23 protein-coding genes and 1 riboswitch are annotated in these 26568 nt (G+C 64.3%); of the genes, 18 read left to right on the top strand and 5 right to left on the bottom strand.

The genetic code is table 11. The features are described 5' to 3' along the window. Nucleotides 1-29 precede the first annotated feature (29 nt). The 14 genes from MesoLj_RS29250 to MesoLj_RS29185 all read left to right on the top strand — a co-directional run bounded on the left by MesoLj_RS29250 (nt 30) and on the right by MesoLj_RS29185 (nt 17691). Nucleotides 30-1109, top strand: a complete 1080-nt coding sequence (locus MesoLj_RS29250; protein WP_202323453.1) for an ATP-binding protein — start codon at nt 30-32, stop codon at nt 1107-1109. A gap of 4 nt (nt 1110-1113) precedes the next feature. Next, nucleotides 1114-3357 carry a DUF5682 family protein gene (locus MesoLj_RS29245; protein ID WP_202323452.1) on the top strand — a complete coding sequence of 748 codons (2244 nt, stop codon included), beginning with the start codon at nt 1114-1116 and terminating at the stop codon, nt 3355-3357. Further along, nucleotides 3350-4585: a VWA domain-containing protein gene (locus MesoLj_RS29240; RefSeq protein ID WP_202323451.1), complete on the top strand. Its 1236-nt coding sequence runs from the start codon at nt 3350-3352 to the stop codon at nt 4583-4585. Before MesoLj_RS29245 ends, MesoLj_RS29240 begins: the two co-directional genes overlap by 8 nt. 237 nt (nt 4586-4822) lie before the next feature. Continuing rightward, nucleotides 4823-5797: a sugar-binding transcriptional regulator gene (locus tag MesoLj_RS29235; RefSeq protein ID WP_115143718.1), complete on the top strand. Its 975-nt coding sequence runs from the start codon at nt 4823-4825 to the stop codon at nt 5795-5797. A gap of 45 nt (nt 5798-5842) precedes the next feature. Further along, the gene (locus MesoLj_RS29230; RefSeq protein ID WP_140769200.1) at nt 5843-7288 is read left to right on the top strand and encodes an ABC transporter substrate-binding protein; all 1446 of its coding nucleotides are present in this window, start codon (nt 5843-5845) and stop codon (nt 7286-7288) included. A 158-nt stretch (nt 7289-7446) separates the two neighbouring features. After that, nucleotides 7447-8370: a carbohydrate ABC transporter permease gene (locus MesoLj_RS29225; protein ID WP_140769198.1), complete on the top strand. Its 924-nt coding sequence runs from the start codon at nt 7447-7449 to the stop codon at nt 8368-8370. 9 nt (nt 8371-8379) lie between these two features. Further along, nucleotides 8380-9237, top strand: a complete 858-nt coding sequence (locus tag MesoLj_RS29220) for a carbohydrate ABC transporter permease (protein WP_056564414.1) — start codon at nt 8380-8382, stop codon at nt 9235-9237. Between the two features lie 2 nt (nt 9238-9239). Then, nucleotides 9240-10358, top strand: coding sequence for an ABC transporter ATP-binding protein (locus MesoLj_RS29215; RefSeq protein WP_202323450.1), 1119 nt, complete (start codon nt 9240-9242; stop codon nt 10356-10358). Beyond that, on the top strand, nt 10355-11479 hold the full coding sequence (locus MesoLj_RS29210) for an ABC transporter ATP-binding protein (RefSeq protein ID WP_202323449.1): 1125 nt from the start codon (nt 10355-10357) through the stop codon (nt 11477-11479). Before MesoLj_RS29215 ends, MesoLj_RS29210 begins: the two co-directional genes overlap by 4 nt. After that, nucleotides 11479-13032 (top strand): FGGY-family carbohydrate kinase, encoded by a 1554-nt coding sequence (locus MesoLj_RS29205; protein ID WP_202323448.1) that lies wholly within the window; start codon nt 11479-11481, stop codon nt 13030-13032. Before MesoLj_RS29210 ends, MesoLj_RS29205 begins: the two co-directional genes overlap by 1 nt. Nucleotides 13033-13042: 10 nt before the next feature. Further along, complete coding sequence (locus MesoLj_RS29200; RefSeq protein WP_202323447.1) at nt 13043-14083, top strand: 2-hydroxyacid dehydrogenase; 1041 nt, start codon at nt 13043-13045, stop codon at nt 14081-14083. A gap of 45 nt (nt 14084-14128) precedes the next feature. Further along, entirely contained in the window at nt 14129-15646 is a 1518-nt protein-coding gene (locus tag MesoLj_RS29195) for a glycerol-3-phosphate dehydrogenase (RefSeq protein WP_202323446.1), read from the top strand. Then, nucleotides 15616-16704 carry a class II aldolase/adducin family protein gene (locus tag MesoLj_RS29190; RefSeq protein WP_244735189.1) on the top strand — a complete coding sequence of 363 codons (1089 nt, stop codon included), beginning with the start codon at nt 15616-15618 and terminating at the stop codon, nt 16702-16704. The genes MesoLj_RS29195 and MesoLj_RS29190 overlap by 31 nt, the downstream gene beginning before the upstream one ends. Before the next feature lie 45 nt (nt 16705-16749). Further along, entirely contained in the window at nt 16750-17691 is a 942-nt protein-coding gene (locus MesoLj_RS29185; RefSeq protein ID WP_202323445.1) for a sugar phosphate isomerase/epimerase family protein, read from the top strand. Nucleotides 17692-17755: 64 nt separating this feature from the next. Here MesoLj_RS29185 and fba read toward each other — a convergent pair whose 3' ends face one another. Further along, nucleotides 17756-18820: a class II fructose-bisphosphate aldolase gene (fba, locus tag MesoLj_RS29180; RefSeq protein ID WP_202323444.1), complete on the bottom strand. Its 1065-nt coding sequence runs from the start codon at nt 18818-18820 to the stop codon at nt 17756-17758. 270 nt (nt 18821-19090) lie between these two features. Here fba and MesoLj_RS29175 point away from each other — a divergent pair, with 270 nt between their 5' ends. The 3 genes from MesoLj_RS29175 (at nt 19091) to derI (ending at nt 21139) form a co-directional block, all read left to right on the top strand. Then, complete coding sequence (locus MesoLj_RS29175) at nt 19091-19861, top strand: DeoR/GlpR family DNA-binding transcription regulator (protein ID WP_202323443.1); 771 nt, start codon at nt 19091-19093, stop codon at nt 19859-19861. Nucleotides 19862-19939: 78 nt separating this feature from the next. Continuing rightward, nucleotides 19940-20668: a triose-phosphate isomerase gene (locus MesoLj_RS29170; RefSeq protein ID WP_244735581.1), complete on the top strand. Its 729-nt coding sequence runs from the start codon at nt 19940-19942 to the stop codon at nt 20666-20668. Nucleotides 20669-20695: 27 nt separating this feature from the next. After that, a complete protein-coding gene (derI, locus tag MesoLj_RS29165; protein ID WP_202323441.1) occupies nt 20696-21139 on the top strand; it encodes a D-erythrulose-4-phosphate isomerase in 444 nt (147 codons plus the stop codon). Nucleotides 21140-21208: 69 nt separating this feature from the next. On the opposite strand, the gene MesoLj_RS29160 is transcribed toward derI, so the two are convergent. Continuing rightward, nucleotides 21209-21943, bottom strand: a complete 735-nt coding sequence (locus tag MesoLj_RS29160) for a FadR/GntR family transcriptional regulator (RefSeq protein WP_244735188.1) — start codon at nt 21941-21943, stop codon at nt 21209-21211. Nucleotides 21944-22194: 251 nt separating this feature from the next. Here MesoLj_RS29160 and MesoLj_RS29155 point away from each other — a divergent pair, with 251 nt between their 5' ends. Continuing rightward, nucleotides 22195-24120, top strand: a complete 1926-nt coding sequence (locus tag MesoLj_RS29155) for an autotransporter outer membrane beta-barrel domain-containing protein (RefSeq protein ID WP_202323439.1) — start codon at nt 22195-22197, stop codon at nt 24118-24120. Here MesoLj_RS29155 and dhaL read toward each other — a convergent pair. The 3 genes from dhaL to MesoLj_RS29140 all read right to left on the bottom strand — a co-directional run bounded on the left by dhaL (nt 24115) and on the right by MesoLj_RS29140 (nt 26332). Further along, nucleotides 24115-24759 (bottom strand): dihydroxyacetone kinase subunit DhaL, encoded by a 645-nt coding sequence (gene dhaL / locus MesoLj_RS29150; protein WP_202323438.1) that lies wholly within the window; start codon nt 24757-24759, stop codon nt 24115-24117. The two genes, MesoLj_RS29155 and dhaL, sit on opposite strands and share 6 nt — an antisense overlap. Before the next feature lie 15 nt (nt 24760-24774). After that, nucleotides 24775-25788, bottom strand: coding sequence for a dihydroxyacetone kinase subunit DhaK (locus tag MesoLj_RS29145; RefSeq protein ID WP_181179608.1), 1014 nt, complete (start codon nt 25786-25788; stop codon nt 24775-24777). Between the two features lie 70 nt (nt 25789-25858). Further along, on the bottom strand, nt 25859-26332 hold the full coding sequence (locus tag MesoLj_RS29140; protein ID WP_202323437.1) for a 6,7-dimethyl-8-ribityllumazine synthase: 474 nt from the start codon (nt 26330-26332) through the stop codon (nt 25859-25861). Between the two features lie 77 nt (nt 26333-26409). Beyond that, nucleotides 26410-26568: riboswitch (FMN riboswitch) on the bottom strand.

The raw sequence follows: 26568 nt of genomic DNA, 5'->3' as shown, positions 1-26568 counted from the left end.
CAACACATGATCCATGCGGAGAACAGCCAATGAACGCAGCCATCCGTCTTCCGGTCGAGCAGGCCTACGCCGGCGAATTGCAGGCGCTCGCTCGCAATGACGACCGGCAAAGGCCCGCCGGCTGGAGCCTGTCGCCAAAGGCGGTGCTGACCTATCTCCTCGGCGGAAAGGCTGACGACGGCACGCTGATAACGCCGAAATATGTCGGCCGCCGCCGGCTGATGGAAACCGCCGTGGCGACACTCGCCACCGATCGCGCGCTGTTGCTGCTCGGCGTTCCCGGCACCGCCAAATCCTGGGTATCAGAACATCTCGCCGCCGCCATCATGGGTGACTCGACGCTGATCGTGCAATGCACGGCCGGCACTGACGAGAACCAGATCCGCTATGGCTGGAACTACGCGCAGCTGCTGGCCAAGGGCCCAAGCCAGGAGGCGCTGGTGCCGACGCCGCTCTACCGCGCCATGCAGGACGGCAAGCTCTGCCGCCTCGAGGAACTGACGCGCATGGGCTCGGACGTGCAGGACACGCTGATCACCGTGCTGTCGGAAAAGATAATGCCGATCCCCGAGCTCAACACCTCGATCTACGCGCAGCGCGGCTTCAACATCATCGCCACCGCCAACAACCGCGATAAGGGCGTCAACGAATTGTCCTCGGCGCTGAAACGCCGTTTCAACGTCGTCGTGCTGCCCTTGCCCGAAGACATGGCGGAGGAAGTGGCGATCGTCTCCAAGCGTGTCGGCGAGATGGCCGGCGGCCTCGACCTGCCGGTGCCGAAGAATGTCGGCGAGGAGATCGCTCGCGTGCTGACCATTTTCCGCGAGCTGCGCTCCGGCGCGACAGCTGATGGCAAGGTGACGTTGAAGACGCCGTCGGGTTCGTTGTCCACGGCCGAAGCGATCGCCACCATGGTTGGCGGCCTCAGCCAGGCGGCCTGGTTCGACAGCGGCAAGCTCGGCGCCGAAGGCCTTGCCGCCAGCCTTGTCGGCGCGATCGTAAAAGATCCGGTGCAGGACAAGCTCGTGCTGGAGGAATATCTGGAAACCGTGCTCAAGAAGCGGCCGGATTATGCCGGCTACTACGCCGCCTTGAACGCCGCGATCTGACGCCATGGCAACAGGCGACGTTTCCTATTTCGGCATACGCCATCACGGGCCCGGCTCCGCCGACAGCCTGGTGCAGGCGTTGCAGGAGTTGAAACCCGTCGCCGTGCTGATCGAGGGACCGGCCGACGCGTCGGCGCTGCTGCCCTTGCTCGCCCGCCCCGAAATGCAGCCGCCGGTGGCGCTGCTCTGCTATCCCGAGGACGATCCGGCCTCGACGAGTTTCTGGCCCTTCGCCGAGTTCTCGCCGGAGTACCAGGCGACGCTGTGGGCCGTCGCCAACAAGGCGCCTGTCCGGTTCATCGACCTGCCGTCTTCGGCGCGGGTCGCGCCGGTTGAAGCTCCGGAAAAGACTGATGGAACGGAAGTCACCGTCGAGGCTGAGATGGCGCCGCATCTGCGCGACCCGATCGGCACGCTGGCGCAGGCCGCCGGCTATGAGGATGGCGAGAGCTGGTGGGCCGACATCATCGAGCAGAACCCTGAGCCGGGCCCGATCTTCGCGGCAATCGCCGACGCGATGACGACGCTGCGCGAAGGCGAAGGTCCGCTTGCCGAATTCGAGGCGAAACGCGAAGCCCATATGCGGCTCGAAATCGCCGCCGCGCGCAAGGAATTCGACGGGCCGATCGCTGTCGTCTGCGGCGCCTTCCATGTGCCGGCGCTGCAGGCGACGCGTCCGCTGAAGGAGGATCAGGCGCTGCTCAAGGGGCTGGCCCGGCGCAAGAGCACGATGACCTGGGCGCCATGGACAGGCCCGCGCCTGGCGCTCGGCTTCGGCTATGGCGCCGGTGTGGTCGCCCCCGGTTGGTGCAAGCATCTGTGGCGCACACGGGGTCGGCATGATGCCGCGACCCTGTGGCTCGCCATGATCGCGGCGGTGCTGCGGGCAAAGGGACACATGGTTTCGACCGCCTCGCTGATCGAGGCGGAAAGGCTGGCTCGTACGCTGGCGGCGATCCGCGAGCGGCCGAAGCCCGGCTTCGAGGAATTGCGCGATGCCGCGATCGCCGCTTTGTTCAACGGCGAAGCGGTGCTGTGGGCGCTGGTCGAAGCCGAACTGCTTCTGGGCGCCGATGTCGGGGAGATTCCGCCCGACACGCCACTGGCGCCGCTGATCGAGGATCTGCAGCGCAACCAGAAGGCGGCGCGGCTGAAGCCCGAGGCGCTGGAGCGCGAATTGTCGGTCGACCTGCGCAGCGACAGCGGCCTGTTCCGGTCGACCTTGCTGCATCGCTTGAACGTGCTTGGCGTGCACTGGGGCAAACTGACCGACAGCGGCCGCAGCCGCGGCACGTTTCGCGAGCGCTGGACGCTGTCATGGGAGCCGGAATATGCCGTTCGCCTGGTCGAGAACCTGGTCCACGGGCCGACCATCGAAAAGGCCGCCAATGGCCGGCTGATCCAGATGATCGGCGCGTCGACATCGCTCGACGCGCTGGCGGCGCTGGTTCAGGGCGCCATCACGGCCAATCTGTCGGAGGCCTCGACCGCCGGCCTGGCGGCACTGGAGGAACGCGCGGCGCGCAGCAGCGAATGTCTGGAAATCCTGGCGTCCGTGCCGCCGCTGGCCGACATCATCCGCTATGGCGAGGCCCGCAAGACCGAAACGGCCCGCTTGTCCGGTCTGCTGGAACGGCTGATCGTCGAAGGCGGCATAGCGCTCCCCTACGCCGCGCGTGATCTCGATGCCCAGGCTTCGACCGCACTGGTCGGCGCCATGCGCAAGGCCGATGAGGCGATCAAGCTGGTCGAGCCGGGACAGGAAGTGCTGGACGCCTGGCGTAATGGACTGGCGGACGTGCTCGACGGATCGCGATCGACCGCACTGGTAGCCGGCTGTGCCGCGCATCTGCTCTACGAAGCCGGGCACCTGTCCGCCGAAGCCGCTGCCGGCCTGATCGAAAGACGCTTGTCGCCGGGCACGCCGGTCACCGAGGCAGCGGGGTTCTTCGAGGGCTTCTTCAGCACTGCCGGTCAGCGGCTGATCTATGACGAAAACCTGCGCGGCGCGGTCGATACCTGGCTCAAATCGCTCGACGAGGATGCCTTCATCGCGCATTTGCCGCTGCTGCGCCGGGTGTTTTCGCATCTGGACTCGATGGAGCGGCGCCGGCTGATCGAAGCGGTGCTCGGCCGTGTCCGGCGCCTGCCGGTCGGGCTGACGCCGACGCCCAACGGCGACGAGGCCTGGCGCCGGCATCTGGAACGGCTTGGACCCTTGCTGACGGGCGGGAACGACCATGGGTGACGAGGCCGACATCAACGACACCGAGCCGGCCGGCGACGGACGGGAGCGTCGCTGGCGCCTGGCGATCGGCGCCGATGACGAAACCTCGTCAGCGCTGTCCGATACCGACAAGCGGCTGTCGGCGGCGCTCGATGCGCTTTACGGCGATGGTGCCGGCGATGCGGCGGCCGATCCGCGCAAGCGTCGCGGCGGGCTCGGCCGCTCGGCGCCGAAGGTGGCGCAGTGGATGGGCGATATCAGGTCGTTCTTTCCCGCGCAGGTCGTGCAGATCGTCCAGAAGGATGCCTTCGAGCGGCTCAATCTGAAGCAGATGCTGATGGAGCCGGAATTCCTCAAGGCGATCGAGGCCGACGTCAATCTCGTCGCCGACCTGATCTCGCTGCGCTCGGTCATGCCGGCCAAGACCAAGGACATCGCGCGCACCATCATCGCCGATATCGTCGCCAAGCTGATGCAGCGGCTGGAGCAGAAGACCGCCGAGGCGATCCGTGGCGCGCTCGACCGGTCGCAACGCACCAACCGTCCGCGCCAGCGCGACATCGACTGGCCGCGCACCATTTCGGCCAACCTTCGCCACTACCAGGCCGAGCACAAGACCATCGTGCCGGAGAAGTTGGTCGGCTTCATGCGCAAGCAGCGCAGGCTGGTCGACCTGGATGAGGTCGTGCTGTGCGTCGACCAGTCGGGCTCGATGGCAAGCTCGGTGATCTACGCCTCGATCTTCGCCGCGGTGATGGCTTCCCTGCCGGTGGTGCGGACAAAACTCGTCTGCTTCGATACGGCGATCGTCGACCTGACCGAGGAGCTCAGCGATCCGGTCGAGGTTCTGTTCGGCGTGCAACTGGGCGGCGGCACCGACATCAATCAGGCTGTCGCCTATTGCGCCGACCGCATCGAGCGACCGACCAAGTCGCATATGGTGCTGATCACCGACCTTTATGAAGGCGGCAACGGCCAGGAATTGCTGCAGCGGCTGGCGGCACTTGTCCGTTCGGGTGTCAATGTCGTGGTGCTTCTGGCGCTGACCGACCAGGGCAGGCCGGGCTATGACCCGAAGATGGCAGGGTCGGTGGCGGCACTTGGCATCCCGGTCTTCGCCTGCACGCCGGATCTGTTTCCCGACATGATGGCGGCGGCCTTGCGCCGGGAAGATGTCGCCGCATGGGCGGCAGGCGCCGACATCAAGCTGGTTCGCGCCGAGGACGACAGTCCGGCGGCCGACGCGTAAGCGCGCTCAACCTGGCGCAATCAAAAACTGGCAATCCAGAACCAGCTTGAACAGCCTGGCGATGCTGACCTGCGCGCCCGAACAGGCCGCTTGCATCGTCATTCACTGACATCGCCAGACGGCCGGCCGATGCCCGTTTCGGCCGCCATGTCGCGATTTTGCATCGGCGGCCGCTTGACTCTGATCGAGTCGTGTGAAAAATTTTGCAGCAACTGATAAAAATATCAAAGGGCGGAAATGGTAGGGTTCGGTAACGGCCTCCTGCGCGACGACGAAACCAGCATGGCGACACGCGCCGCGTGGCTTCACTATGCCGGCGGCCTTACCCAGTCCGAGGTCGCCAAGCGGCTGGGGCTGACCAGCCTCAAGGCCCACCGGCTCATCACCAAGGCCAACCAGGAAGGGCTGGTGAAGGTCTATATCGACGGCGAAGTCTCCGAATGCGTCGAGCTCGAGGACGAACTGTCCCGCCGCTACGGGCTCGATTATTGCGAGGTGGTTCCGGACTTCGATTCCGAGGATCTGCCGCTCAAGGCGCTCGGCATTGCCGGCGCGCAGTTCCTCAAGCGCGAGATCGAGCGCGGCGAGGAGGCGCTGATCGGTGTCGGCCATGGCCGCACGCTGGCCGCCTGCGTGGAGTATCTGCCGCGCACCTCGACCGACAAGATCCGCTTCGTCTCGTTGCTTGGCGGCCTGACGCGGAAATTCTCGGCCAACCCGCACGACGTCATTCACCGCCTGGCCGAGCGCACCGGCGCCGAAGCCTATGTGATGCCGGTGCCGATGTTCGCCAACACCGCCGAGGACCGGACCGTTCTGCTCGGACAGAAGGGCATCAGCGAGGTTTTCGATCTCGCGCGGTCCGCCGACCTCTTGTTTGCCGGCATCGGCACCGCCGAGCGCGAGGCATCGCTGGTTGCCACCGGCATGATCGAAAAGGGCGAGATGGAGGAGATCCGCCGCAATGGCGGCGTCGGCGAATTGCTCGGTCATTTCTTCGATGAAGCCGGCAAGGCGGTGGCGACCACCGTTTCCAACCGGGCGCTGGCGCTGACGCGCGAGGACATAGCCAGCCGCCGGATCGTCGCCGTCGCCGGCGGCAAGATCAAGGTTCGCGCCATCAAGTCGGTGCTCGAAGGCCGCTATCTCAAGGGCCTGATAACAGACGAGCGGACGGCGCGATCGCTCGTGGAGGAGACGCCGGTCGGGTAGCCGGCATCAGTTTGGTTGAAACTACCCTGTGGAGGAGAAGACGAAATGCATGAGAAAGAGAAAGACCTCATAGACGCCTTCCTGCGTGGACAGGTCGACCGTCGCGGACTGATCAAGGGCCTGGGTGCGATGGGCCTTGCCGCCGGCACCGCCGGCACGCTGCTCAATCTGGGGCAGACCCGCGCACTTGCCGCCGATTTCGATTGGCAGGCGCACAAGGGCAAGACCATCAAGCTCCTGCTCAACAAGCATCCCTATGCCGATGCGATGATCGCCGACCTCGAGAACTTCAAGAAACTGACCGGCATGAACGTCGTCTATGACGTGTTCCCCGAAGACGTCTATTTCGACAAGGTCACGGCAGCACTTTCGGCCAGCTCGCCCGAATACGATGCCTTCATGACCGGCGCCTACATGACCTGGACCTACGGCCCGGCCGGCTGGATCACCGACCTCAACGAATGGATCAAGGATCCAGCCAAGACCAACCCGAACTATGCCTGGGACGACATCCTGCCGGGCGTGAAGTCGTCCTGCGCCTGGAACGGCAAGCCGGGCGGTGCGCTGGGTTCCGAAGACGCCAAGCAGTGGTGCATTCCGTGGGCTTTCGAACAGAACAACATCACCTACAACAAGGGCATGTTCGACAAGGCCGGCGTCGGCGTTCCCGGCAATATGGATGAGATGATCACCACCGCTGCCAAGCTGCAGAAGGATATTGGCGGCGGGGTCTACGGCATAGGCGTTCGTGGCTCGCGCTCCTGGGCGACGATCCATCCGGGCTTCCTGTCGGCTTACTCGAACTTCAACGAGAAGGACCTGACTGTCTCCGCTGATGGCAAGCTCGCGGCCGCGATGAACACGGCCGGCTCCAAGGCCTTCCATGCCAAATGGGTGCAGATGATCCAGGAGAGCGGCCCCAAGGACTGGTCGACCTACACCTGGTACCAGGTCGGCACCGACCTTGGCGCCGGCGCCTCGGCGATGATCTTCGACGCCGACTGCCTCGGCTACTTCATGAATGGCGGCGACAACAAGATGGCCGGCAAGCTCGCCTATGCCGCCTTCACCGCCAATCCTGAGGCCAAGGCCTCGACGCCCAACATCTGGATCTGGTCGCTAGCGATGTCCAACTTCTCGAAAGACAAGGACGCGACCTGGTACTTCCTGCAATGGGCCTCGGGTCCCGAGCACGGGCTGTTCGGCGCCACCAAGATGGATTTCGTCGATCCGGTCCGCCAGTCGGTCTGGAAGGACGAAATGTTCCGCGAGAAGCTGAACAAGAGCTATCCGGGTTACGTCGAGATGTTCGACGCCTCGGCGGCCGGCGCCTCGATCAAGTTCACGGCGCAGCCGCTGTTCTTCGACCTCACCACCGAATGGGCGGCGACGCTGCAGAAGATGGTGGCCAAGGAAGTGCCGGTCGACGAGGGCCTCGACAAGCTTGCCGAAAGCATCAACGGCCAGCTCAAGGAAGCCGGTCTCGGCTAGGCCGGCCCCGGAGACTGGCCTGCTCCGGCAGGCCAGTCCTGCCCTACCATTTCAGGACTGCGATGCGGCACCGCGAGGTTGCCGCCAACTCGCCCACCGGCCGTCCGGCTCCCTCGGGCGGCCGGCAGGGCGAAGCAACAGGGATCACGGAGCAGCGGATGACCGCCGTAACAACCCAAAGGGCCGGGCCATCCGGCTTCAGGATCAGCAAGCGGGTGCTGCCCTATGTGCTCAGCCTGCCGGCCTTGCTTGTCTGTATCGGCATCCTGATCCCGTTCCTGACCTCGGTCGTGTATTCGTTCCAGCGCTATCGGCTGAGCCAACCCTGGGCGCGGCAGTTCAACTGGGGCGACAACTACATCTCCTTCTTCACCGACCCGAAATTCTGGAACACGCTCAAGGTCTCGCTGCTCTACGCCGGCACCACCGTCGTGCTGGAACTGCTTCTCGGCCTCGCCATCGCCTTGCTGCTGCAGAAGCGGTCGACACTGAACAACTTCATCTCGATTATGCTCCTGATGCCGCTGATGACGGCGCCGGCGCTCGCTGCGTTGATGTGGAAGCTGATGACCAATCCCGGCTTCGGCGTGCTGAGCTATCTCGCCAGCCTCATCGGGCTGCAGGATTTCCGCTGGGCCTCGTCGCCGTCGACGGCGCTGTTCACGGTCGTGCTCGTCGACATCTGGGTCTACACGCCCTTCATCATGATCCTGCTGCTCGCGGGCTTGCGCAGCCTGCCGACGCAGCCCTTCGAGGCGGCGGCGCTTGATGGCGTGCCGAGAAGCTTCGTCTTCTTCCGCATCACGCTGCCGATGCTGACGCCCTACATACTGACGGCGACGTTGTTTCGCCTGCTCGATTCCATCCAGCAGTTCGACATCATCTATGCCATGACGCAAGGCGGCCCGGGCGACACGCTGACCGTCTTCCAGGTCGAGGCCTATCTCAACTTCTTCCAGTCGACCAATGTCGGCCGCTCGGCGGCGCTGATGATCATCCTGTGGGCGATCACCTATTTGCTCTCCAACATCTTCATCAAGAACTGGCTGCGGCTGCGCGAACGCGCCCGCGGCCAGGCATAGGAGGCCGGGATGGAACATACCTCGCTTCTCGAACGCATCCTGCGTGGCATAGCGCTGACGCTGGTCGTGATCTTCTTCATGTTTCCGATCGTCTGGATCTTCATGATGTCGTTCCAGACCAACGAGACCATCTTGCGGATACCCCCGCAGCTCGTGTTCGAGCCGACGCTCGCCAATTACACGGCGCTGATCACCGGCAAGCTGATGACCGCCGCGGGCACGCTCGACATCGCCTTCATGCGCAACCTCTGGAATTCGGTGTTCCTGTCGGTGACCTCGGTTGCGGTCTCGCTGCTGCTCGGCGTGCCGGCGGCCTACGCCTTCGCGCGCCACAAGTTCCGCGGCTCGGAGGACATCGCCTTCACGCTGCTGTCGTTCAAATTCGCGCCGGCGCTTCTGGTGCTTCTGCCGCTCACCCTCTATTTCCAGAAGCTCGGGCTCGCCAACACCTATATCGGGCTGATCTGGGTCTACCAGCTGATCTGCCTGCCGCTGATCCTTTGGATCGTGCGCGGTTATTTCGAGGATATCCCGGCCGACATCGAATATGCCTACCGCATCGGTGGCCATTCCTGGTTCGCCACCTTCCGCAAGATTGCGCTGCCGCTCGCCGGTCCCGGCATCGCCGCCGCCGGCCTGCTCGCCTTCATCTTTGCCTGGAACAATTTCGTCTTCGCGCTGGTGCTCGCCTCCGCAGACAAGCAGCCGGTGACGGTCGGCGCGCTCGCCTTCATCACCTCCTCGGGCATCCAATATGGCCAGATCTCGGCGGCCATCGTGCTCTCGATCACGCCGACACTGGCGCTCGCCCTCTATGCGCAGCGCTACCTGGTCGAAGGCCTCTCGCTCGGTGCGGTGAAAGGATAGACATGGCCAGCCTTGAACTCAGGAATGTCGTCAAGCGCTACAAGAGCCAGACTGTCCTCGACAATCTGTCGCTGACGGTTGCCGACGGCGAGACCCTCGTGCTGTTCGGTCCGTCCGGGGCCGGCAAGACGGTGCTGCTGCGGCTGGTTGCCGGCGTCATCGATCCCGATGAAGGCAAGGTCTTCATCGGCGGCGACGACATGACCGATGTCGACGCGGAATTCCGTGGCGTCGGCATGGCGTTCCAGAATTTCGCGCTGTTTCCGCATATGAGCGCATTCGACAACATCGCGACGCCCTTGGAGGCCAAGCGGTCGTCGCCAAGCGCGATCAAGGCCGGCGTCGAAAGCGTAGCCAAGCTGTTGAAGATCGCCCATGTGCTGTCCCACAAGCCGCGCGCGCTCTCCAACGGCCAGAAGCAGCGCACGGCACTTGCCCGCGCACTGGTCGGCTCGCCGCCGCTTCTCCTGCTCGACGATCCCTTGCGCAATGTCGACGCCAAGCTGCGCTTCGAGATGCGGCTCGAACTGCCGCGCCTGCTCGCCGACCGCGGCGCCACCGTCGTCTACGTGACGCAGGACTACAAGGAAGCCATGGCGCTCGGCGACCGCATCGCCGTCATGTCGCAAGGCGTCATCAGGCAGCTCGGCACACCCGAGCAGATCTATCGCGAGCCGGCCAATATCGAGATCGCGCGGCTGTTCGGCGACCCGACCATCAACCTGCTCGACGTCAAGCCCGCGCGGGATACCAGGGGGATTTATGTCGGCCTGTCCAATGTCCAGGTGCACCTGGCCGGCGCCTATGAGACGGCGGTCGGCCGCGATTGCGTGATCGGCCTGCGGCCGGAAGCGTTGAGCTTCGTCGAGGAAGGCATCCCCGGCGCCATCCCCGTGACGGTCGAGGCCGAGACGCCGCTCAACGAAAAGATCGTCACGCTGGTGCGCACCGTGCGCGGCCGCGAGATCCTGGTTTCGCGCCCGGCCGGAACGCCGGGCCGCAGCGAAGGCAAGGCCCATATCGCCGTCGACGGCAAGAGCGCCTTGCTGTTCGATCACGCCAGCGGCGAGCGCATCGGCTCGAAGAACGTCGTCACTTTGCGCAATGGAGAAGCGGCATGAGCCAGAGCGCACTCGCCATATCAGGCGTCGACAAATTCTATGGCCCGATCGACCGCGGCGTCCACGCCGTCAAGAACCTGACCATGGAAATCGCCAAGGGCGAGATCGTGGCGCTGCTCGGTTCGTCCGGCTGCGGCAAGACGTCGACGCTGCGCATGATCGCCGGGTTCGAAGAGGTCTCGCGCGGCGCAATCTCTGTTGGCGGCCGCCAGGTTCACACCTTGCCTCCGGTCAAGCGCAATGTGGCGATGGCCTTCGAAGGCTATTCGCTCTACCCGCCGCTGACCGTACGCGAAAACATGGCCTTCGCGCTCAAGGCGGCAAGGCTGCCGAAGAACGAGGTCGACGCCAAGGTCGCCAGCATCGCCAAATTGCTCGAGATCGAAGATATATTGGAGCGCTATCCGAGCTCCATCTCCGGCGGCCAGCAGCAGCGCGCCAGCCTCGGCCGGGCATTGATCCGCGAGGCCGATCTCCATCTGCTCGACGAGCCGATGGGTCAGCTCGAACCGCAACTGCGCGCCGTGCTGCGCGGCCGCATCAAGCATTTCATCAAGGAGCGCGGCCTGACCGCGATCCTGGTCACCCACGACCAGACCGAGGCCAACGCGCTGGCCGACCGCATTGCGGTGATGGAGGGCGGCGTGCTGCAGCAGTTCGACACGCCGGACCGGATCAAGGAGCGCCCGGCGAACCTGTTCACCGGCACCTTCGTCGGCGAGCCGCCGATGAACGTCTTCGAGGCCTATGTCGGCGCGACCGCCGGCCGCATCAATCTCAAGCTGCCCGACGGCCTTTCGCTCGACTACGACAAGGACGCCTTCAGCGCGCCGGTTCGCGATCAACTGCTCAGCCGCGAGCGGGTTGTCATCGGCATCAGGCCCTATGCGGTCCGGCGCTCGAAGGAAGGAGTTCCCGCCAGGGTTTCGGCCAACCAATGGCTCGGCGACCAAACGCACATAGCCGCCGACTTCGCCGGCGGCTCACTGGTGCTGGTCGAGCATGATCGCACCCACCTGGACCTTGGTGCGCCGATCAATGTCAGCATCGATCCGAAAAACCTGCATGTCTTCGATCAGGCCAGCGGCAAGGCGATTTCGCACGGCATGGAGCTTGCGTGATGGGCGACATACTGATCGGCATCGATGCCGGTACCTCCGTCATCAAATCCATCGCCTTCGACACGGCCGGCCGGCAGATTGCAGCCGCAGCACTGCCCAACCACTATGAAACGCTCCCGGGCGGCGGCGCCGAACAGGATTTGGCGCGCACATGGAGCGATGCCGCCACGACATTGCGCCAGCTCGCCGACAAGGTGCCCGATCTCGCCAGCCGGACGGTGGCGATCGCGGTGACCGGACAAGGCGATGGCACCTGGCTGATCGATGCCAAGGGCGAGCCGGTGGCCAAGGGTTGGCTCTGGCTCGACGCGCGCGCCGCGGCAGTCGTCGAGGAGATCCGCGCGCTGCCCGAGGACCGGCTTCGCTTCGAAAAGACCGGCAGCGGGCTTGCCGCCTGCCAGCAAGGTTCGCAGTTCGTCTTCATGAAGCGCACCATGCCTGAAATGCTCGGCAAGGCGGCAACCGCCTTCCACTGCAAGGACTGGCTCTATTTCAAGCTGACCGGCGAACGCGCCACCGATCCCTCCGAGGGAACCTTCACCTTCGGCGATTTCCACACCCGCGACTACTGCGACGATGTGCTCGACGTGCTCGGCGTCGCCGATCTCAGGCATCTGCTGCCGCCGATCGTCGACGGCACCAGGCACGGCACCGGGCTGTCGCAGGCGGCGGCCGCCGCCACCGGCATGCTGGCCGGTACGCCGGTGGTGCTCGGCTATGTCGACGTCGTCTGCACCGCGCTTGGTGCCGGCCTGCTCGACCGCGAGCGCAAGCCCGGCTGCTCGATCATCGGCTCCACCGGCATGCATATGCGGCTGGCCGAGACCCCCGACGATGTACAGCTGAACGACGCGGCGACGGGCTACACCATGGCGATGCCGGCGCCCGGCGTGTTCGCGCAGATGCAGTCGAACATGGCGGCGACGCTCAACATCGACTGGGTGCTTGGCCTTGCCTCCGGCATCCTCGCCTCCCAAGGCATTTCGCGCAGCAATGGCGAGATGATCGCGCTGGTCGATGCCTGGATAGCGGCCTCGCAGCCCGCCTCGCTGCTCTATCAACCTTATGTGTCGGAGGCGGGGGAGCGGGGGCCGTTCGTCGATGCCAATGCGCGGGCGGGCTTCGTCGGCATTTCCTCGCGGCACGGCTATGCCGACCTCGTCCGCGCGGTCTTCGAGGGCCTGGCCTTTGCTGCACGGGATTGCTACGCGGCCATGGGGCCGCTGCCGCGCGAAGTCCGCCTGACAGGCGGAGCGGCCAGAAGCCCGGCACTGCGCAAGATCCTGGGTGCGGCGGTGGGTGCCGATATTCGCACCAGCGCGCGCGAAGAGGCAGGCGCGGCTGGCGCGGCGATGATCGCCGCTGTCCGTGTCGGACTCTACCCGTCCATGGATGCGTGCGTCGGCGAATGGGTGACACCTCTGCTTGGCGAGGCCGAGCCGAGCGATCGGAACCTCGCCGCGATCTACGACAAGATGACCCCATCCTACATGTTGGCGCACCAGGCATTGCGGCCGGTCTGGCGCGCGATGGCTTCAGTGCAGGCAAGTTGAGAAATCGAGTATGCGTAAGACAATAGCGATCATTGGCGACAACTTCATGCTTCCGGAGGTGTTTCGCGCCAAAATCGAGAAAGTCGCGAGCGGCGACCTCGATATCAGGACATTGCAGACGGCCTGGCCCGACGAGCCGATGGAGTTCGGCAATCCGGCGCTGGGCCTCGACAAGATCAAGGAGTATTTTGGCCACCCCGACGAGGTCGTCGATTTCATCGGCGATGCCGAGATCCTTGTCACCCAGTTGGCGCCCCTGTCGGACGGCATGATGCGCCGCCTGCCGGGTCTCAAGCTGGTCGCGGTTTCGCGCGGTGGCCCGATCAACATCGACATGGCGGCGGCCAAGGCGCACGGCATCACCGTGGTCAATGTGCCTGGCCGCAACGCGACCGCGGTGGCCGAGTTCACCATCGGCGCCATCCTGGCCGAGACGCGGCTGATCCGGGTCGGCCACGAGGCCTTGCGCAAGGGCGAATGGCGCGGCGATCTCTACCGCGCCGACCGCACCGGTCGCGAACTCAACGAAATGACCGTCGGCGTCGTCGGCTATGGCAATATCGGCACCAAGGTGGTGCGCCTGCTGCGGGCCTTCGGCTGCCACGTCCTGGTCAGCGACCCCTATGTGCAGTTGAGTGCCGAAGACCGCAATGCCGGCGTCGAACTCGTCGCGCTTGACGATCTCCTCTCCCGCTCCGATGTGGTCACGCTGCATTCGCGGGTGACCGAGGAGACGCGCGGCCTGATCGGCAAGGACACCATCGCGCGGATGAAGCCTGGCGTGATCTTCGTCAACACCGCGCGCGGGCCTTTGGTCGACTATGATGCGCTCTACGAGGCGCTGGTTTCGGGCCAGATCGCCAGCGCCATGCTGGAGACGTTCGCGGTCGAACCGGTGCCATCGGACTGGCCTTTGCTGCAGCTTCCCACTGTGACGCTGACACCGCATATCGCCGGCGCTTCGGTGCGCACCGTCACCTATGCCGCCGAACAGGCCGCCGAAGAGGTGCGCCGCTACCTCGCCGGCCTGCCTCCGGTCAATCCATGCTGAGGCAATGGCCATGACGCATCAAACCGGCATCGAGGCCATGGCGACATGAGCGGTGGCACTGAAATCGTCGACCTCTTCGTCATAGGCGGCGGCGTCAACGGCGCCGGCATTGCGCGCGATGCAGCTGGCCGCGGCCTTTCCGTCATCCTGTGCGAGAAGGACGACCTCGCCGAAGGCACCAGCTCTCGCTCGGGCAAGCTCGTCCATGGCGGCCTGCGCTACCTCGAATATTACGAATTCCGCCTGGTGCGCGAAGCGCTGATCGAGCGCGAGGTGCTCCTGGAATCGGCGCCGCACATCATCTGGCCGATGCGCTTCGTGCTGCCGCACAGCCCGGACGACCGGCCGGCCTGGCTGGTGCGGCTCGGCCTGTTCCTCTACGACCATCTCGGCGGCCGCAAGCGGCTGCCGGCGACACGCACGCTCAATTTGCGCACCGCGCCCGAGGGCGCCCCGATCAAGGACGCCTTCCGGCGCGGCTTCGAATATTCCGACTGCTGGGTCGACGACGCCCGCCTCGTCGTCATCAACGCGCTCGACGCCGCCGAGCGCGGCGCCATGGTTTTCACCCGCACCGCCTGCACCGCCGCCCGCCGCGAGAACGGCCTGTGGGTCGTCGAGATGCAGGACGGCAGGACGGGCATCAGGACGATGGTTCGGGCCCGCGCGCTGATCAATGCCGCCGGCCCCTGGGTCAACGACATCGTCAACCGCGTTGCCGGCCAGAACTCGAGGCGCAATGTCCGCCTGGTCAAGGGCAGCCACATCGTCGTGCCGAAATTCTGGGAGGGGCGTCAGGCCTATCTCATCCAGAACAGCGACAAGCGTGTGATCTTCATCAATCCCTATCAGAACGATCTCGCCCTGATCGGCACCACCGACATCCCCTATGATGGCCGGCCTGAGGATGTGGCGGCGGATGGGAGTGAGATCGACTACCTGATCAGGGTGGTCAACCGCTATTTCAAGCGCGGACTTGCGCGCGGCGATGTCGTCTATTCGTTCTCCGGCGTCAGGCCGCTCTACGACGACAATGCCGACAACCCCAGCGCCGTCACCCGCGATTACATTTTCGAGCTCGACGCATCGGACGGGCAGGCGCCGCTGCTCTCCGTCTTCGGCGGCAAGATCACCACCTTCCGCAAACTGGCCGAGCATGCGCTGGACAGGATCGCTCCGTTCTTCCCCAAAATGGGCAAGCCATGGACCGCGAAGGCGCATCTGCCCGGCGGTGACATCGCCAATGCCGATTTCGAACAGTTTCTTGGCGATCTCGGACTCGAGTATCCGTGGATGCCGGCATCGCTGCTCAAGCATTATGGTCGACTCTACGGCACCAGGACACGGGCTTTGGTTGGCGCGGCCCGTTCGCTCGATGACCTCGGACGCTGCTTCGGCAAGGATTTCTTTGAGCGCGAGGCCAATTATCTCTTCGACCGAGAATGGGCTTTGACGTCGGCCGATATCCTGCAGCGGCGCACCAAGCATGGCCTGCATCTGTCCGCCGAGGAGAGGGCGGCCTTCGAGCACTGGTGCGCGAACCGGTTGGCGAAGGCAGGCTGATGGTCCATCCCGTCGATACCGGCACCACCGAATTCCGCATGCTGCGCTCCTTGTCGGCCAGCATCGGCGCCGATCCGCTGCTGGTCCAGGGCGCCGGCGGCAACACCTCCATCAAGCAGGCCGGCGTGCTGTGGATCAAAGCCTCGGGCACCTGGCTGAAGAACGCGCGCGACGATGAGATCATGGTGCCGGTCGCGCTGGCGCCGCTGCTCGATGCCGTGGCGCATCGCAGCCCGGCGGCGGAGGCGGCCGGGCAGTTCGCGCTGGCGGACCTCAATCCTCGCCAGCTGCGGCCCTCCATCGAGACGACGGTACATGCTCTGCTGCCGCAGAAGATCGTCGTCCACGTCCATTGCGTCGAGACGATCTCAATCGCCGTGCAGGCCAATGCCGAAGCCCTCCTGGAGGAGCGCCTGCGCGGCCTCGATTGGGCCTTCGTGCCCTATCGCCGGCCCGGCCTGCCGCTGGCGCAAGGGATCGCCGAGCGGCTGAAGCCCGCGACCAACGTGCTCGTGCTCGGCAATCACGGGCTGGTGGTCGCGGCCGACACGGTCGCCGAAGCGGCCTTGCTTCTGCAACGGGTGACCGGGCTGCTCGCACGGCCGCCGCGGCCGGCCCCAGCCCCCGATCTCGACGCGCTGCTGAGGCTTGCCGCCGGCAGCGACTACCGATTGCCGGCCTCGGCTGCCGCGCATGCCGTCGCGACCGACCTCGCCAGTTGCCGCATCGCGGCTTCCGGCAGCCTCTACCCGGATCATGTCATCTTCCTTGGCGTCGGCTCGGTGATAGCCGGCCCCGGCGAGAACGCGGCGGCGGTCGTCGCTCGCACCACCGTAGCGCCGACATCCATCCTGTTTCCAGGCAAGGGCGTGCTGATGCGCAGGGATGCCAATGCCGGCGCCGAAGCGATGGCGCGTTGCCTGGCCGACGTCGTCGCCCGCGTCGATGGCGCGGCGCGCGTCAACTATCTGAGCCCGAAGGAGAATGCCGAACTGTTGAACTGGGACGCTGAAAAGTACCGCCAGCAACTCAACCGCGAGGGGGCGACGCTGCAATGACGGCAGTTTTAGCCACCAGCCAACGCTGAAAGAGGGAAGCGCGCCTTGGCCTTCACGCTCTCCCTCAACACCAATCCGCTGGTCAACCGTTTTGCCGATCCGGCTGATCTGATCGACACCATCGCCTACGGCATTGGCATCCGGGATGTGCAGCTCACGCATGAATTCGTCAATCCGGGCTGGCCGGCGGCGACGATCGTCAAATTCGTCCGCCTGTTTCGCGGCGCACTCGCCCGCACCGGCGTGCGTGTCACCTCCGGCATGACCGGCCCTTACGGCCGGCTCAATCATTTCGGCCACCCCGACGCGGATGTGCGCCGCTACTATGTCGACTGGTTCAAGACCTTCGCCGACATCTCGGCCGAGCTTGGCGCCAGCGGCATGGGCACGCAATTCGCCATCTTCACCCATCGCGACTTTGACGACCTCGAGCGCCGCGCCCAGCTGTTCGACATCGCGCTGGACTGCTGGCATGAGGTCGCCGAGCATGCTCGTGCGGCCGGCCTGACCTACCTGTTCTGGGAGCCGATGTCGGTCGGCCGCGAGTTCGGCCACACCATCGAGAATTGCCGGCAGTTGCAGGACGCGATCGACGCCGCAAGCATGGCCATTCCGCTCGAGATGATGGTCGACATCGACCACGGCGACGTCACATCAAGCAATCCCGCCGACATCGACCCTTATGCCTGGGCCGGGGCCTTTCCCAGGAAGTCGCCGATCATCCACATCAAGCAGTCGTCGATGAACAAGGGAGGCCATTGGCCGTTCACATCAGCCTACAACAGGGACGGCCGCATCACGCCGGAAAAGCTGCTGGAGACGGTGCGGCGTGGCGGCGGCACCGACAACGAGATCTGCCTCGAACTGTCGTTCCGTGAGCGTGAGCCGGTCGACCATCAGGTGGTCGCCATGATCCGCGAGTCCGTCGACTATTGGGCGCCGTTCATCGAGACAGGCAGGCCCAGCCTTTTGCCAAGGGCCGAATAGAGATCGGGCAGGAGCCTGTGCGGCTCCTGCCCGGAGATGCAGCCGGATTTTCGGTCGGCCGGACTCAGCCGAATTTCGGGTCGAGGCTGCCCGATTTGTAGCGCTTGGCCATTTCCGAGACCGGCAGCGGCTTGATCTTCGGCGCGTTGCCGGCCGTGCCGAACTGCTCGAAGCGCTCCTTGCAGAGCTTGCGCATCGCCGCCATTGCCGGCGTCAGATATTTGCGCGGGTCGAACTCGCTCGGGTTCTCGGTCAGCACCTTGCGGATCGCGCCGGTCAGCGCCATGCGGTTGTCGGTGTCGAGGTTGATCTTGCGCACGCCGTGCTTGATGCCGCGCTGGATTTCTTCCACCGGCACGCCCCAGGTCGGCTTCATCTGGCCGCCATATTTGTTGATGATCTCCTGCAGGTCCTCCGGCACGGAGGACGAGCCGTGCATGACCAGATGCATGTTGGGCAGGCGGCGGTGGATCTCCTCGATGACATTCATCGCCAGCACCGCGCCGTCCGGCTTGCGCGAGAATTTGTAGGCGCCATGGCTGGTGCCCATGGCCACCGCCAGCGCATCGACATGGGTGTCCTTGACGAACTGCACCGCCTGCTCGGGATCGGTCAAAAGCTGGTCGTGGCTGATCGCGCCTTCGACGCCGTGGCCGTCTTCCTGCTCGCCGCCGCCGCTCTCCAATGAGCCCAGCACGCCGATCTCGCCTTCGACCGAGACGCCGCCCCAATGCGCCATGTCGACGACGCGCTTGGTGATGCCTGAGTTATAGGCGTAGTCGGCCGGCGACTTGCCGTCCTCCTTGAGTGAGCCATCCATCATCACCGAGGTGAAGCCGTACTGAATCGCGGTGACGCAGGTGGCTTCATTGTTGCCATGGTCGAGATGCATGCAGACCGGGATGTCGGGGTGGATTTCGACCAGCGCGTCGATCAGCTTGGCCAGCACCACGTCATTGGCATAGGCGCGCGCACCGCGGCTTGCCTGCAGGATGACAGGCGATTTGGTCTCTTCCGCCGCCTCCATGATGGCGAGGCCCTGTTCCATGTTGTTCATGTTGAAGGCCGGCACGCCGTAGCCGTATTCGGCGGCGTGATCGAGCAATTGTCTCAGTGTGATGCGAGCCAACGAATAGTCTCCCGTATCTGGTTTCGAACCTGTGGTTGCGGACTGTCCGCGCATCGTCCAGCCCACCGATGCTTCTGGCCGGATTTCGGCGCAACCGCAACCGTGACAGACCGTCCCGGCCGCAATTCTTGTTACAGCGCCGCGATCAGGGCAAGCGGAATATCCCAAAAATTGTCCCAATATCACAAAATATTTGCTACTTTTGCGATGATATCTGTTATCATTTGGGTTCGATCAGGGAGCCACGCTCGGCGTTGGCGGTCAGCGGCAATGAAGAGCGATATCAGGCGTCAAGGCATCATGGAGTTTCTGATGGACGCCGGTCAGGCCGGCGTCGACGACCTGGCCTTGCTCTTTGGCGTCTCCAAGATGACCGTGCACCGCGACCTCGACGAGCTCGAGGAAAGCGGCTTCTTGCGCAAGGTGCGCGGCGGCGCTTCGATCCAGCCGAGCGGTCTGTTCGAAAGCGATTTCCGCTACCGTCAGAAGCAGGCGATCGAGGAAAAGCAGCGCCTGGCGGCTGCCGCCGTGGGCATGATCGAGCCCGGCCAGACCGTGATGATCGACGATGGCTCGACGGCGGGCGGCATTGCGCGGCATCTCGCCGATCTGCGGCCGCTGACCGTGATCACCAACAATCTGGACGTCATCCAGGATCTGGCCGGCGCAGGCGGCATCAGCCTGATCGCGCTCGGCGGTCAGTACAGCAAGAAGTTCCACGGCTTCTTCGGCCTGCTGGCCGAGGCGTCGCTCAAATCGCTGCGCGCTGACGTTGCCTTCCTGTCCTCCTCCGCCATTCACGGCGCTTCCGCCTTCCACCAGGACCAGGAGGTGGTGCAGACCAAGCGGCTGATGATGGCGGCGGCGACCCGCAAATATCTGCTGGTCGATCACGGCAAATTCGGCCGCACGGCGCTGCACTTCCTCACCGATCTCAGCGCGTTCGACACGGTCTTCACCGGCCGCGCGCCCGAACCGGCGATGCGCGCTGCGCTGGATGCCGCCGGCGTGTCGCTGACGGTGATCGACAAGGGATCATGATCCCCAAGGCGGGCGCTGATCGCTTGACAAAAGTAAGGAGCAGTACGCGTGGTTTACTGGGTCGGTACAAGCTGGAAGATGAACAAGACGCTCGCCGAGGCACTGGCTTTCGCTGAGCGCCTGGCCGGTTTCATCCCAGGCTTCGATGACCGCATCCAGCCTTTCGTCATCCCGCCTTTCACGGCGGTGCGCGAGGTCAGCCAAGCGCTGTCGTCGACGTGCGTCAAGGTCGGCGCTCAGAACATGCATTGGGCCGATGCCGGCGCCTGGACCGGCGAGATTTCGCCGCTGATGCTGACCGACTGCGGGCTCGATCTGGTTGAGCTCGGCCACAGCGAGCGGCGCGAGCATTTCGGCGAGACCGACCGCACCGTCGGCCTCAAGACGGCGGCCGCCGTGAAGCACGGATTGATACCGCTCATCTGCGTCGGCGAGACGCTGGCCGAGCGCGAAGGCGGCAAGGCCGATGCGGTGTTGAGCGCCCAGGTCGAGGGCGCTCTGCAATTCCTCGAAGGCGAGGCGAAGGGCGCAAAAATCCTGTTCGCCTATGAGCCTGTCTGGGCGATCGGCGACAAGGGCATTCCGGCCAGCTCCGACTATGCCGACAAGCAGCAGGCGCTAATCAAGAAGGTCGCCGGCGGCCTGCTGCCGTCCGTGCCGCCGGTGCTCTATGGCGGCTCCGTCAACCCCGGCAATACCGCGGAGCTGATCGGCCAGCCCAATATCGATGGCCTCTTCATCGGCCGTTCCGCCTGGCAGGTGGATGGCTACATCGACATCCTCGGCCGCGCTTCGGCGGCGATCTGAAATCATCCAAATACGAAAGGGAAAACCATGAAAATAGCCATTGGAGCCGATAGCGCCGGCAAGCCGCTGCTCGATGTCATCGCCGCGCACCTTGCCACCAAATCCGGCCTGAAGGTCAGCGATCTCAGCCAGGCCGGCTACTATGCCGACCTCTCGCAAAAACTCGCCCAGACCATCATCGACGGCGAGAACGATCGCGGTATTCTGTTCTGCGGCACCGGCATCGGCGTGTCGATCTCGGCCAACAAGGTGCCGGGGATCCGCGCCGCACTTACCCACGATACCTATTCGGCCGAGCGCGCCGCGAAATCCAACAACGCGCAGATCATCACCATGGGCGCCCGCGTCATTGGCCCGGAATTGGCCAAGGCCATCGTCGACACGTGGCTTGCCTCCGAGTTCGACGAGAAGGGGCCGTCGGCCGGCAATGTCGAGGCGATCAACAGGCTCGATGCGGCGAAGCCTGCATGATCGGCAGGCCCGCGGCACGGGCTGGGCGGGTTCCCGGCGCGCAGGTGCTGTGTATGCGGCGATGCCGGTCTATTTCTGCCTGCCGAGCCTGGCGGCGAGGGAACGCCGTACGTCCTCTTCCGCTCCGTCCAGAAGGTCGATCAGCACCTTGCTGGTGGCGGCCGGGTCGCGCATTTCGATGTTCTCGACAATCTGCCGATGCAGGGTGAGTGAATGGCGCTGACCGGCTGGGTTGTCGTCCGAAAGCCGGAAGCTGATCACCAGCGCGGTCTCGATCAAAGCGGCGAGTGAGCCGATCAACTCGTTGCCCGACATGTGCAGGATCGCTTGGTGGAAAGCCAGATCCGGCCCCGAGAAACGTTCGCCGTCATCGCCGGCCTGTTCCATCTCTTCCAGGATTGCCCTCAACTCGGCGATCTGCTCCGGACTGGCGCGCTCCGCCGCCAGGGCCCCGGCCGTCGGCTCGATCGCGCGGCGCAGTTCGAACAGCGAACGCGCCTCCTCGGCAGTCGTCCTCGAGCCGAAACGCCACAAGAGCACATCAGGGTCCAGGAAATTCCAATCCCTGCGCGGGCGCACCCTGGTCCCGGTCCGGGGGCGCATTTCCACCATGCCCTTGCCCGCCAGCACTTTGACGACTTCCCGCAGGCCGGTGCGGCTTGCGCCATAGGAGGCGCTCCAATCGTCGCCATTCGGCAACTGGTCGCCCGGAATCAATTCGCCGCGCACGATGCTGAGACCGATTTCGTTGAGAAGCCTGGCGTGCAGGCCGGAATGCGATGAACCGGCAATGCGCGACGTCATGCGGGACGCCCGGGGCGCGCTAGCTGAATTCTTCATACTATTCCCATTATTCATACGATTGTCACGTGCCCACCCTAGTGAGCACGTCGTTGAACTCTCCGCCAGAGCGATCGACGAACCGCGGCGCAAATAGCACCCGAAGAGCCACAAAAACCTCGAGTCTTGCCATCGCCGACGGCCGCCACCGTCGTTGGTCGATGTCGTGCGCGTCGGGCCGTCGATCATAAAACACCAACAGGAACGCGCCAGAAATGTCTTCCAAGATGACCGATCACGCCAGCAGAGCCACCCTGAAGGGAACGGCCTGCCTTCCGAAAACCATAACCTCCTGCATCGTTCTGTCCAGCGCGCTTGCCATGACATCGGTGCCGGCACTCGCCGTCGAGCCCTGGATCATGGTCGAGAAGACGGTCTTTACCGGCGATGCCACAACATCGAAGAAACAGGGAGTGACGACAGACGGAACGAATTGGTATTTCTCCGGTACCAATATTCTCGAACGCACAGATGGAAACTACAACCGCAACCTGCTTGCGGCGCCCGGCATTCCACATGTTCTGGAGATTCCGTCCCAATTCTCCGACGCAGGCCTCAACCACATCGGCGACATCGACTATGCAGACGGGCTTCTGTATATTTCGCTGGATTCAAGCGTCGCGGACCCTGTCACCGGATACAGATACAACAATCCCGTTTTTGCGATCTACAACGCAAGTGACCTGAGTTATACTGGGAAGGCCTTTGCGCTTAATCCGCCCAACGGCACCATTGACATTGCCAGTTGGGTGGCAGTCGATGCCAAGAATGGCCTCGGCTACGGCATGGCGTACAACAACGCCACGGAACTGGCGGTCTACAATCTCGCGGACTGGAGCTTCAAGGAATACATCCCCCTGTCGCAGACCGTCGACGCGGCACAAGGCGGCAAGCTCCTCGACGGCTGGATGTATTTTTCCGCGAATGACGAAACCAACGGAATATACCGGGCAAACCTCAAGACTGGAGAAGTCGAGAAACTGGGCAATCTGCAGTCTCCGGACGGACAGGAAACCGAGGGCCTTGCCTTCAAGATGACCAAGGACGGCTGGAAACTCCATGTCCTCAACCGGGAACATCTGGACGGGCCGAACGAGGGCAAGACCGTCGCCTTTTATCAATATCTGCGCCCCTTTGGAAACGCGCTCTCCGGCGAGATCCACGCCGATATCAGTGGCGCGCTGGTGGAGGACAGCCGTTTCGCGCGGGACGCCGCGAACAGCCGAATTCGGTCCGCCTTCGATGGGGTCTCCGCACCGGTTCTTACGACCGCCAGCATCGACACCGACGGCGTGCGCGCCGCACCCGCCAATGCCGATGGCATCGTGATCTGGAGTCAGGCACTTGCAATGACGGGCGATACGAACGGCTCCGGCGATGCCGCTGCCTTCGGCCGCAACACGGCGGGATTCATCGGCGGTGCCGACGCACCGGTTGGAAGCTGGCGGCTCGGCGTGCTCGGCGGTTACAGCCATTCGAGATTCGATGTCACCGACCGCGCTTCATCCGGCTCGAGCGACAATTACAATCTCGGCCTCTATGCCGGCACGCAACTGGGACAGTTCGGTTTCCGAGCCGGCGCGATCTATGGCTGGCATGACATCGAGACCAGGCGCAACGTGGTCTTCCCCGCCTTCAGCGAACAGCTCTCCGCCGACTACAATGCCGCGACGGCGCAGGCTTTCAGCGAACTGGCCTACCGCTTCGATATCGGGCGCAATGCCTTCGAACCCTTCGCCAATCTCGCCTACGTCAATCTGAAGACCGATGGTTTCGCTGAGACCGGCGGCACGACTTCGGCGCTGACGGCACAGAAGACGACGACCGAAAACACCTTCTCGACATTTGGCGTCCGTGCTTCGACCCAGTTCGACACGGGGGCGACCAAGGCCGCCCTGCATGGCATGCTGGGCTGGCAACACGCCTATGGCAACGTTGGTCCGACCTCCGATCTGGCCTTCAACACCGGAGCATCCTTTACCATTTCCGGCGTGCCGATCGCCCGGGATGCGCTGGCGGTCGAAGCCGGCTTCGATGTTCTCCTGTCGCCCAATGCAATGCTTGGCGCATCCTATTCCGGCCAGATCGCGAAGGACGCTCAGGGACATGCCTTCAAGGTCAGCTTCGATCTGAAACTATAGGGTCGATGTCAGGCTCTTGCGTATCGCGCCGATCACTGTAACGGCCGATGCGGCGCCCGGGTCGATATGCCCGAGCGATCGCTCGCCGAGCCTGGAGGAGCGGCCCTTGGCGGCGATCATGTTCTTGGTCGCTTCAGCACCAGACTCGGCGGCAGCAAGTGCTGCCCCGAGGCTCTCGGCCACGTTCTTGCCGGCAAGATTGGCCTCGGCGGCGGCTTCGGCCGCCGGCTGCCAGGCATCGACCATCGTCTTCTCGCCCGGCTCCGCCTTGCCGCGATCCTTGATGCCTTGCGCCATGGCCTGGAACAGGGCGATGAAATCCACCTCCGCCAGCGTCGCCTTGCCCTTGACGGTGGCGGCGGCGCGCATGAAGGCCGTCGCATAGAGCGGGCCCGAGGAAGCGCCGACGGCATTCAGGAATGATTTCGCCGCAGTGTTGAGCAGCGCCGTTGGTTCCACTGCCGCAAGGTCGAGCGTGGCCAGCGCATCGCGCACCGCGCCGAAGCCGAGCGCCATGGCAATGCCGTGGTCGGCGTCGCCGATCACGCCGTCGAGCTGGCAGAGCCTGTCCCTGTCGGCTTCGATCGCCACCGCGATCGTATCGAACATTCTTTTCAGATCGGCAGCATCGATGGTCACGGGAACGCTCTTTCGTCAGCCGGCACGGAACATGGCGCAGTCGCAGGGATGGTCGAGCATGGTCTGCAATTCCTCATCGAGATGGAAAAGCGTCACCGAGGCGCCGGCCATTTCGAGCGACGTGCAGTAATTGCCGACCCAGGTCGCGTGGATCGAAACGCCGATGTCGTCGAGCCGCTGCTTGACCCGCCGGTTCATGATGTAGAGTTCCATCAGCGGCGTCGAGCCGAGCGAGTTGACCAGCACCGCGACCTTGTCGCCGCGCTTCGGCGCCATCTCGGCGAAAATCCTGTCCAGCATCTCGTCGGTGATTTCGTCGGCGCTCCCAAGCTTGCCGCGGGCGATGCCGGGTTCGCCGTGGATGCCCATGCCGATCTCCATTTCGTCGGCGCCGATCTCGAAATTCGGCCGCCTTGTCTGCGGCAGCGAGCAGGGTGACAGCGCCACGCCCATGGTGAAGGTGTGGTCGTTGGCCTTGCGCGCGACGCGCTCGACCTCGTCCAGGGAGAGCATGAGGTCGCAGGCCGCACCGGCCGCCTTGAAGATGAAGAAGTTGCCGGCGACGCCGCGGCGCTTCTGCCGCTGGTCGCGCGGTGCCGAGGCGACGTCATCGGTGGTCAGCACCGTGCGTACCTCGATATCGTCCATCGCGGCCATCTCGGCGGCCATGTCGAAATTCATCACGTCGCCGGCATAGTTGCCGTACATGAACAGGACGCCGGCGCCGCCGCTCACCGCCTTGGCGCATTCCAGGATCGGATCGGGCGGCGGCGATGCAAAGACATTGCCGATGGCCGCCGCGTCCGCCAGTCCCTTGCCGACAAAGCCGAGAAAGGTCGGCTCGTGGCCGGAGCCGCCGCCGATGACCAGCCCGACCTTGCCGGGCCGCGGCCCGTCGCGGGCGATGATCGAGCGCGGGCTGCCGTCCGCGCTCACAAGGTGGCGAGGATGCGCGGCGAGGATCCCTTCGAGCATCTCGTCGACGGCGCGGTTGCCGTCATTGATGATCTTCTTGGTCTGCACCGGCATCCTCCCCGAACTCGGCATTTTCGCAAATACTACCGGGTGTTATCGCGATTTCCACCCGGCCGGGAAGATTTCATGCCGCGATCTTTTCCCGCGCGGCGAGAATCTGCACGCAGGCGTTGGCCGCTTCCTTGCCCTTGACGGTGAAGTGCTCGAAGAAGAAGCGGTGGTGTTCGGCGCTGTCATGATAATTGTGCGGCGTCAGCACCGCCGAAAGCACCGGCACGCCGGTCGACAGCTGCACATTCATCATGCCGTCGATGACGGCGCTGGCGACGAATTCGTGCCGGTAGATGCCGCCATTGACGACGAAGGCCGTGCCGAGGATCGCGGCATAGCGGCCGGTCCCGGCCAAGGTCTTGGCGTGCAGCGGGATCTCGTAGGCGCCGGGCACGTCGAAGACATCGATGGCGAAGCGGTCGCCTCCGATGCTGGCCAGTTCCGACTCGAAAGCGCTTACGCACTGGTCGACGATGTCGGCGTGCCAGCGCGCCCGGATAACGGCGATGCGGGTTGTTTCATAGTCTTTGTGGGAATGCTGATTCATGGGTCCATCCTTCCGTTTCGAACCAGAATCAGGACGCACGATACGAAATCCGGCCCGCCGATGCGGTCCGTTTTCCGTTTCGTCCTCTTTCATCCGGACTCTAACCGTCGGCTCCGGAATCACACCGGATCTGCTGACCTTTCCAATTGTATTGGAAAGCGCTCGCGGGCTTGGGTCCCGTGCAACCGAGAGTCCTTACCGCCGGTGGGGACTTTCACCCCGCCCGGAGAACATTA

It is taken from the genome of Mesorhizobium sp. 113-3-9, from assembly GCF_016756515.1.
GTDB lineage: Bacteria > Pseudomonadota > Alphaproteobacteria > Rhizobiales > Rhizobiaceae > Mesorhizobium.
The sequence above is the reverse complement of the archived record's forward strand: the minus strand, read 5'-3'. Positions and strand labels throughout refer to the sequence as shown.

Bases quoted from the DNA above. Each gene is read 5' to 3' on its own strand.
- MesoLj_RS29205 (WP_202323448.1), top strand. From the start codon at position 11,479: ATGGGCGACATACTGATCGGCATCGATGCCGGTACCTCCGTCATCAAA.
- derI (WP_202323441.1), top strand. From the start codon at position 20,696: ATGAAAATAGCCATTGGAGCCGATAGCGCCGGCAAGCCGCTGCTCGAT.
- MesoLj_RS29225 (WP_140769198.1), top strand. From the start codon at position 7,447: ATGACCGCCGTAACAACCCAAAGGGCCGGGCCATCCGGCTTCAGGATC.
- MesoLj_RS29195 (WP_202323446.1), top strand. From the start codon at position 14,129: ATGAGCGGTGGCACTGAAATCGTCGACCTCTTCGTCATAGGCGGCGGC.
- MesoLj_RS29245 (WP_202323452.1), top strand. From the start codon at position 1,114: ATGGCAACAGGCGACGTTTCCTATTTCGGCATACGCCATCACGGGCCC.
- MesoLj_RS29215 (WP_202323450.1), top strand. From the start codon at position 9,240: ATGGCCAGCCTTGAACTCAGGAATGTCGTCAAGCGCTACAAGAGCCAG.
- MesoLj_RS29250 (WP_202323453.1), top strand. From the start codon at position 30: ATGAACGCAGCCATCCGTCTTCCGGTCGAGCAGGCCTACGCCGGCGAA.
- MesoLj_RS29175 (WP_202323443.1), top strand. From the start codon at position 19,091: ATGAAGAGCGATATCAGGCGTCAAGGCATCATGGAGTTTCTGATGGAC.
- MesoLj_RS29230 (WP_140769200.1), top strand. From the start codon at position 5,843: ATGCATGAGAAAGAGAAAGACCTCATAGACGCCTTCCTGCGTGGACAG.
- MesoLj_RS29145 (WP_181179608.1), bottom strand. From the start codon at position 25,788: ATGCCGGTGCAGACCAAGAAGATCATCAATGACGGCAACCGCGCCGTC.
- MesoLj_RS29170 (WP_244735581.1), top strand. From the start codon at position 19,940: ATGAACAAGACGCTCGCCGAGGCACTGGCTTTCGCTGAGCGCCTGGCC.
- MesoLj_RS29235 (WP_115143718.1), top strand. From the start codon at position 4,823: ATGGTAGGGTTCGGTAACGGCCTCCTGCGCGACGACGAAACCAGCATG.
- MesoLj_RS29140 (WP_202323437.1), bottom strand. From the start codon at position 26,332: ATGAATCAGCATTCCCACAAAGACTATGAAACAACCCGCATCGCCGTT.
- MesoLj_RS29220 (WP_056564414.1), top strand. From the start codon at position 8,380: ATGGAACATACCTCGCTTCTCGAACGCATCCTGCGTGGCATAGCGCTG.
- MesoLj_RS29155 (WP_202323439.1), top strand. From the start codon at position 22,195: ATGTCTTCCAAGATGACCGATCACGCCAGCAGAGCCACCCTGAAGGGA.
- MesoLj_RS29240 (WP_202323451.1), top strand. From the start codon at position 3,350: ATGGGTGACGAGGCCGACATCAACGACACCGAGCCGGCCGGCGACGGA.
- MesoLj_RS29200 (WP_202323447.1), top strand. From the start codon at position 13,043: ATGCGTAAGACAATAGCGATCATTGGCGACAACTTCATGCTTCCGGAG.
- MesoLj_RS29210 (WP_202323449.1), top strand. From the start codon at position 10,355: ATGAGCCAGAGCGCACTCGCCATATCAGGCGTCGACAAATTCTATGGC.
- MesoLj_RS29160 (WP_244735188.1), bottom strand. From the start codon at position 21,943: ATGACGTCGCGCATTGCCGGTTCATCGCATTCCGGCCTGCACGCCAGG.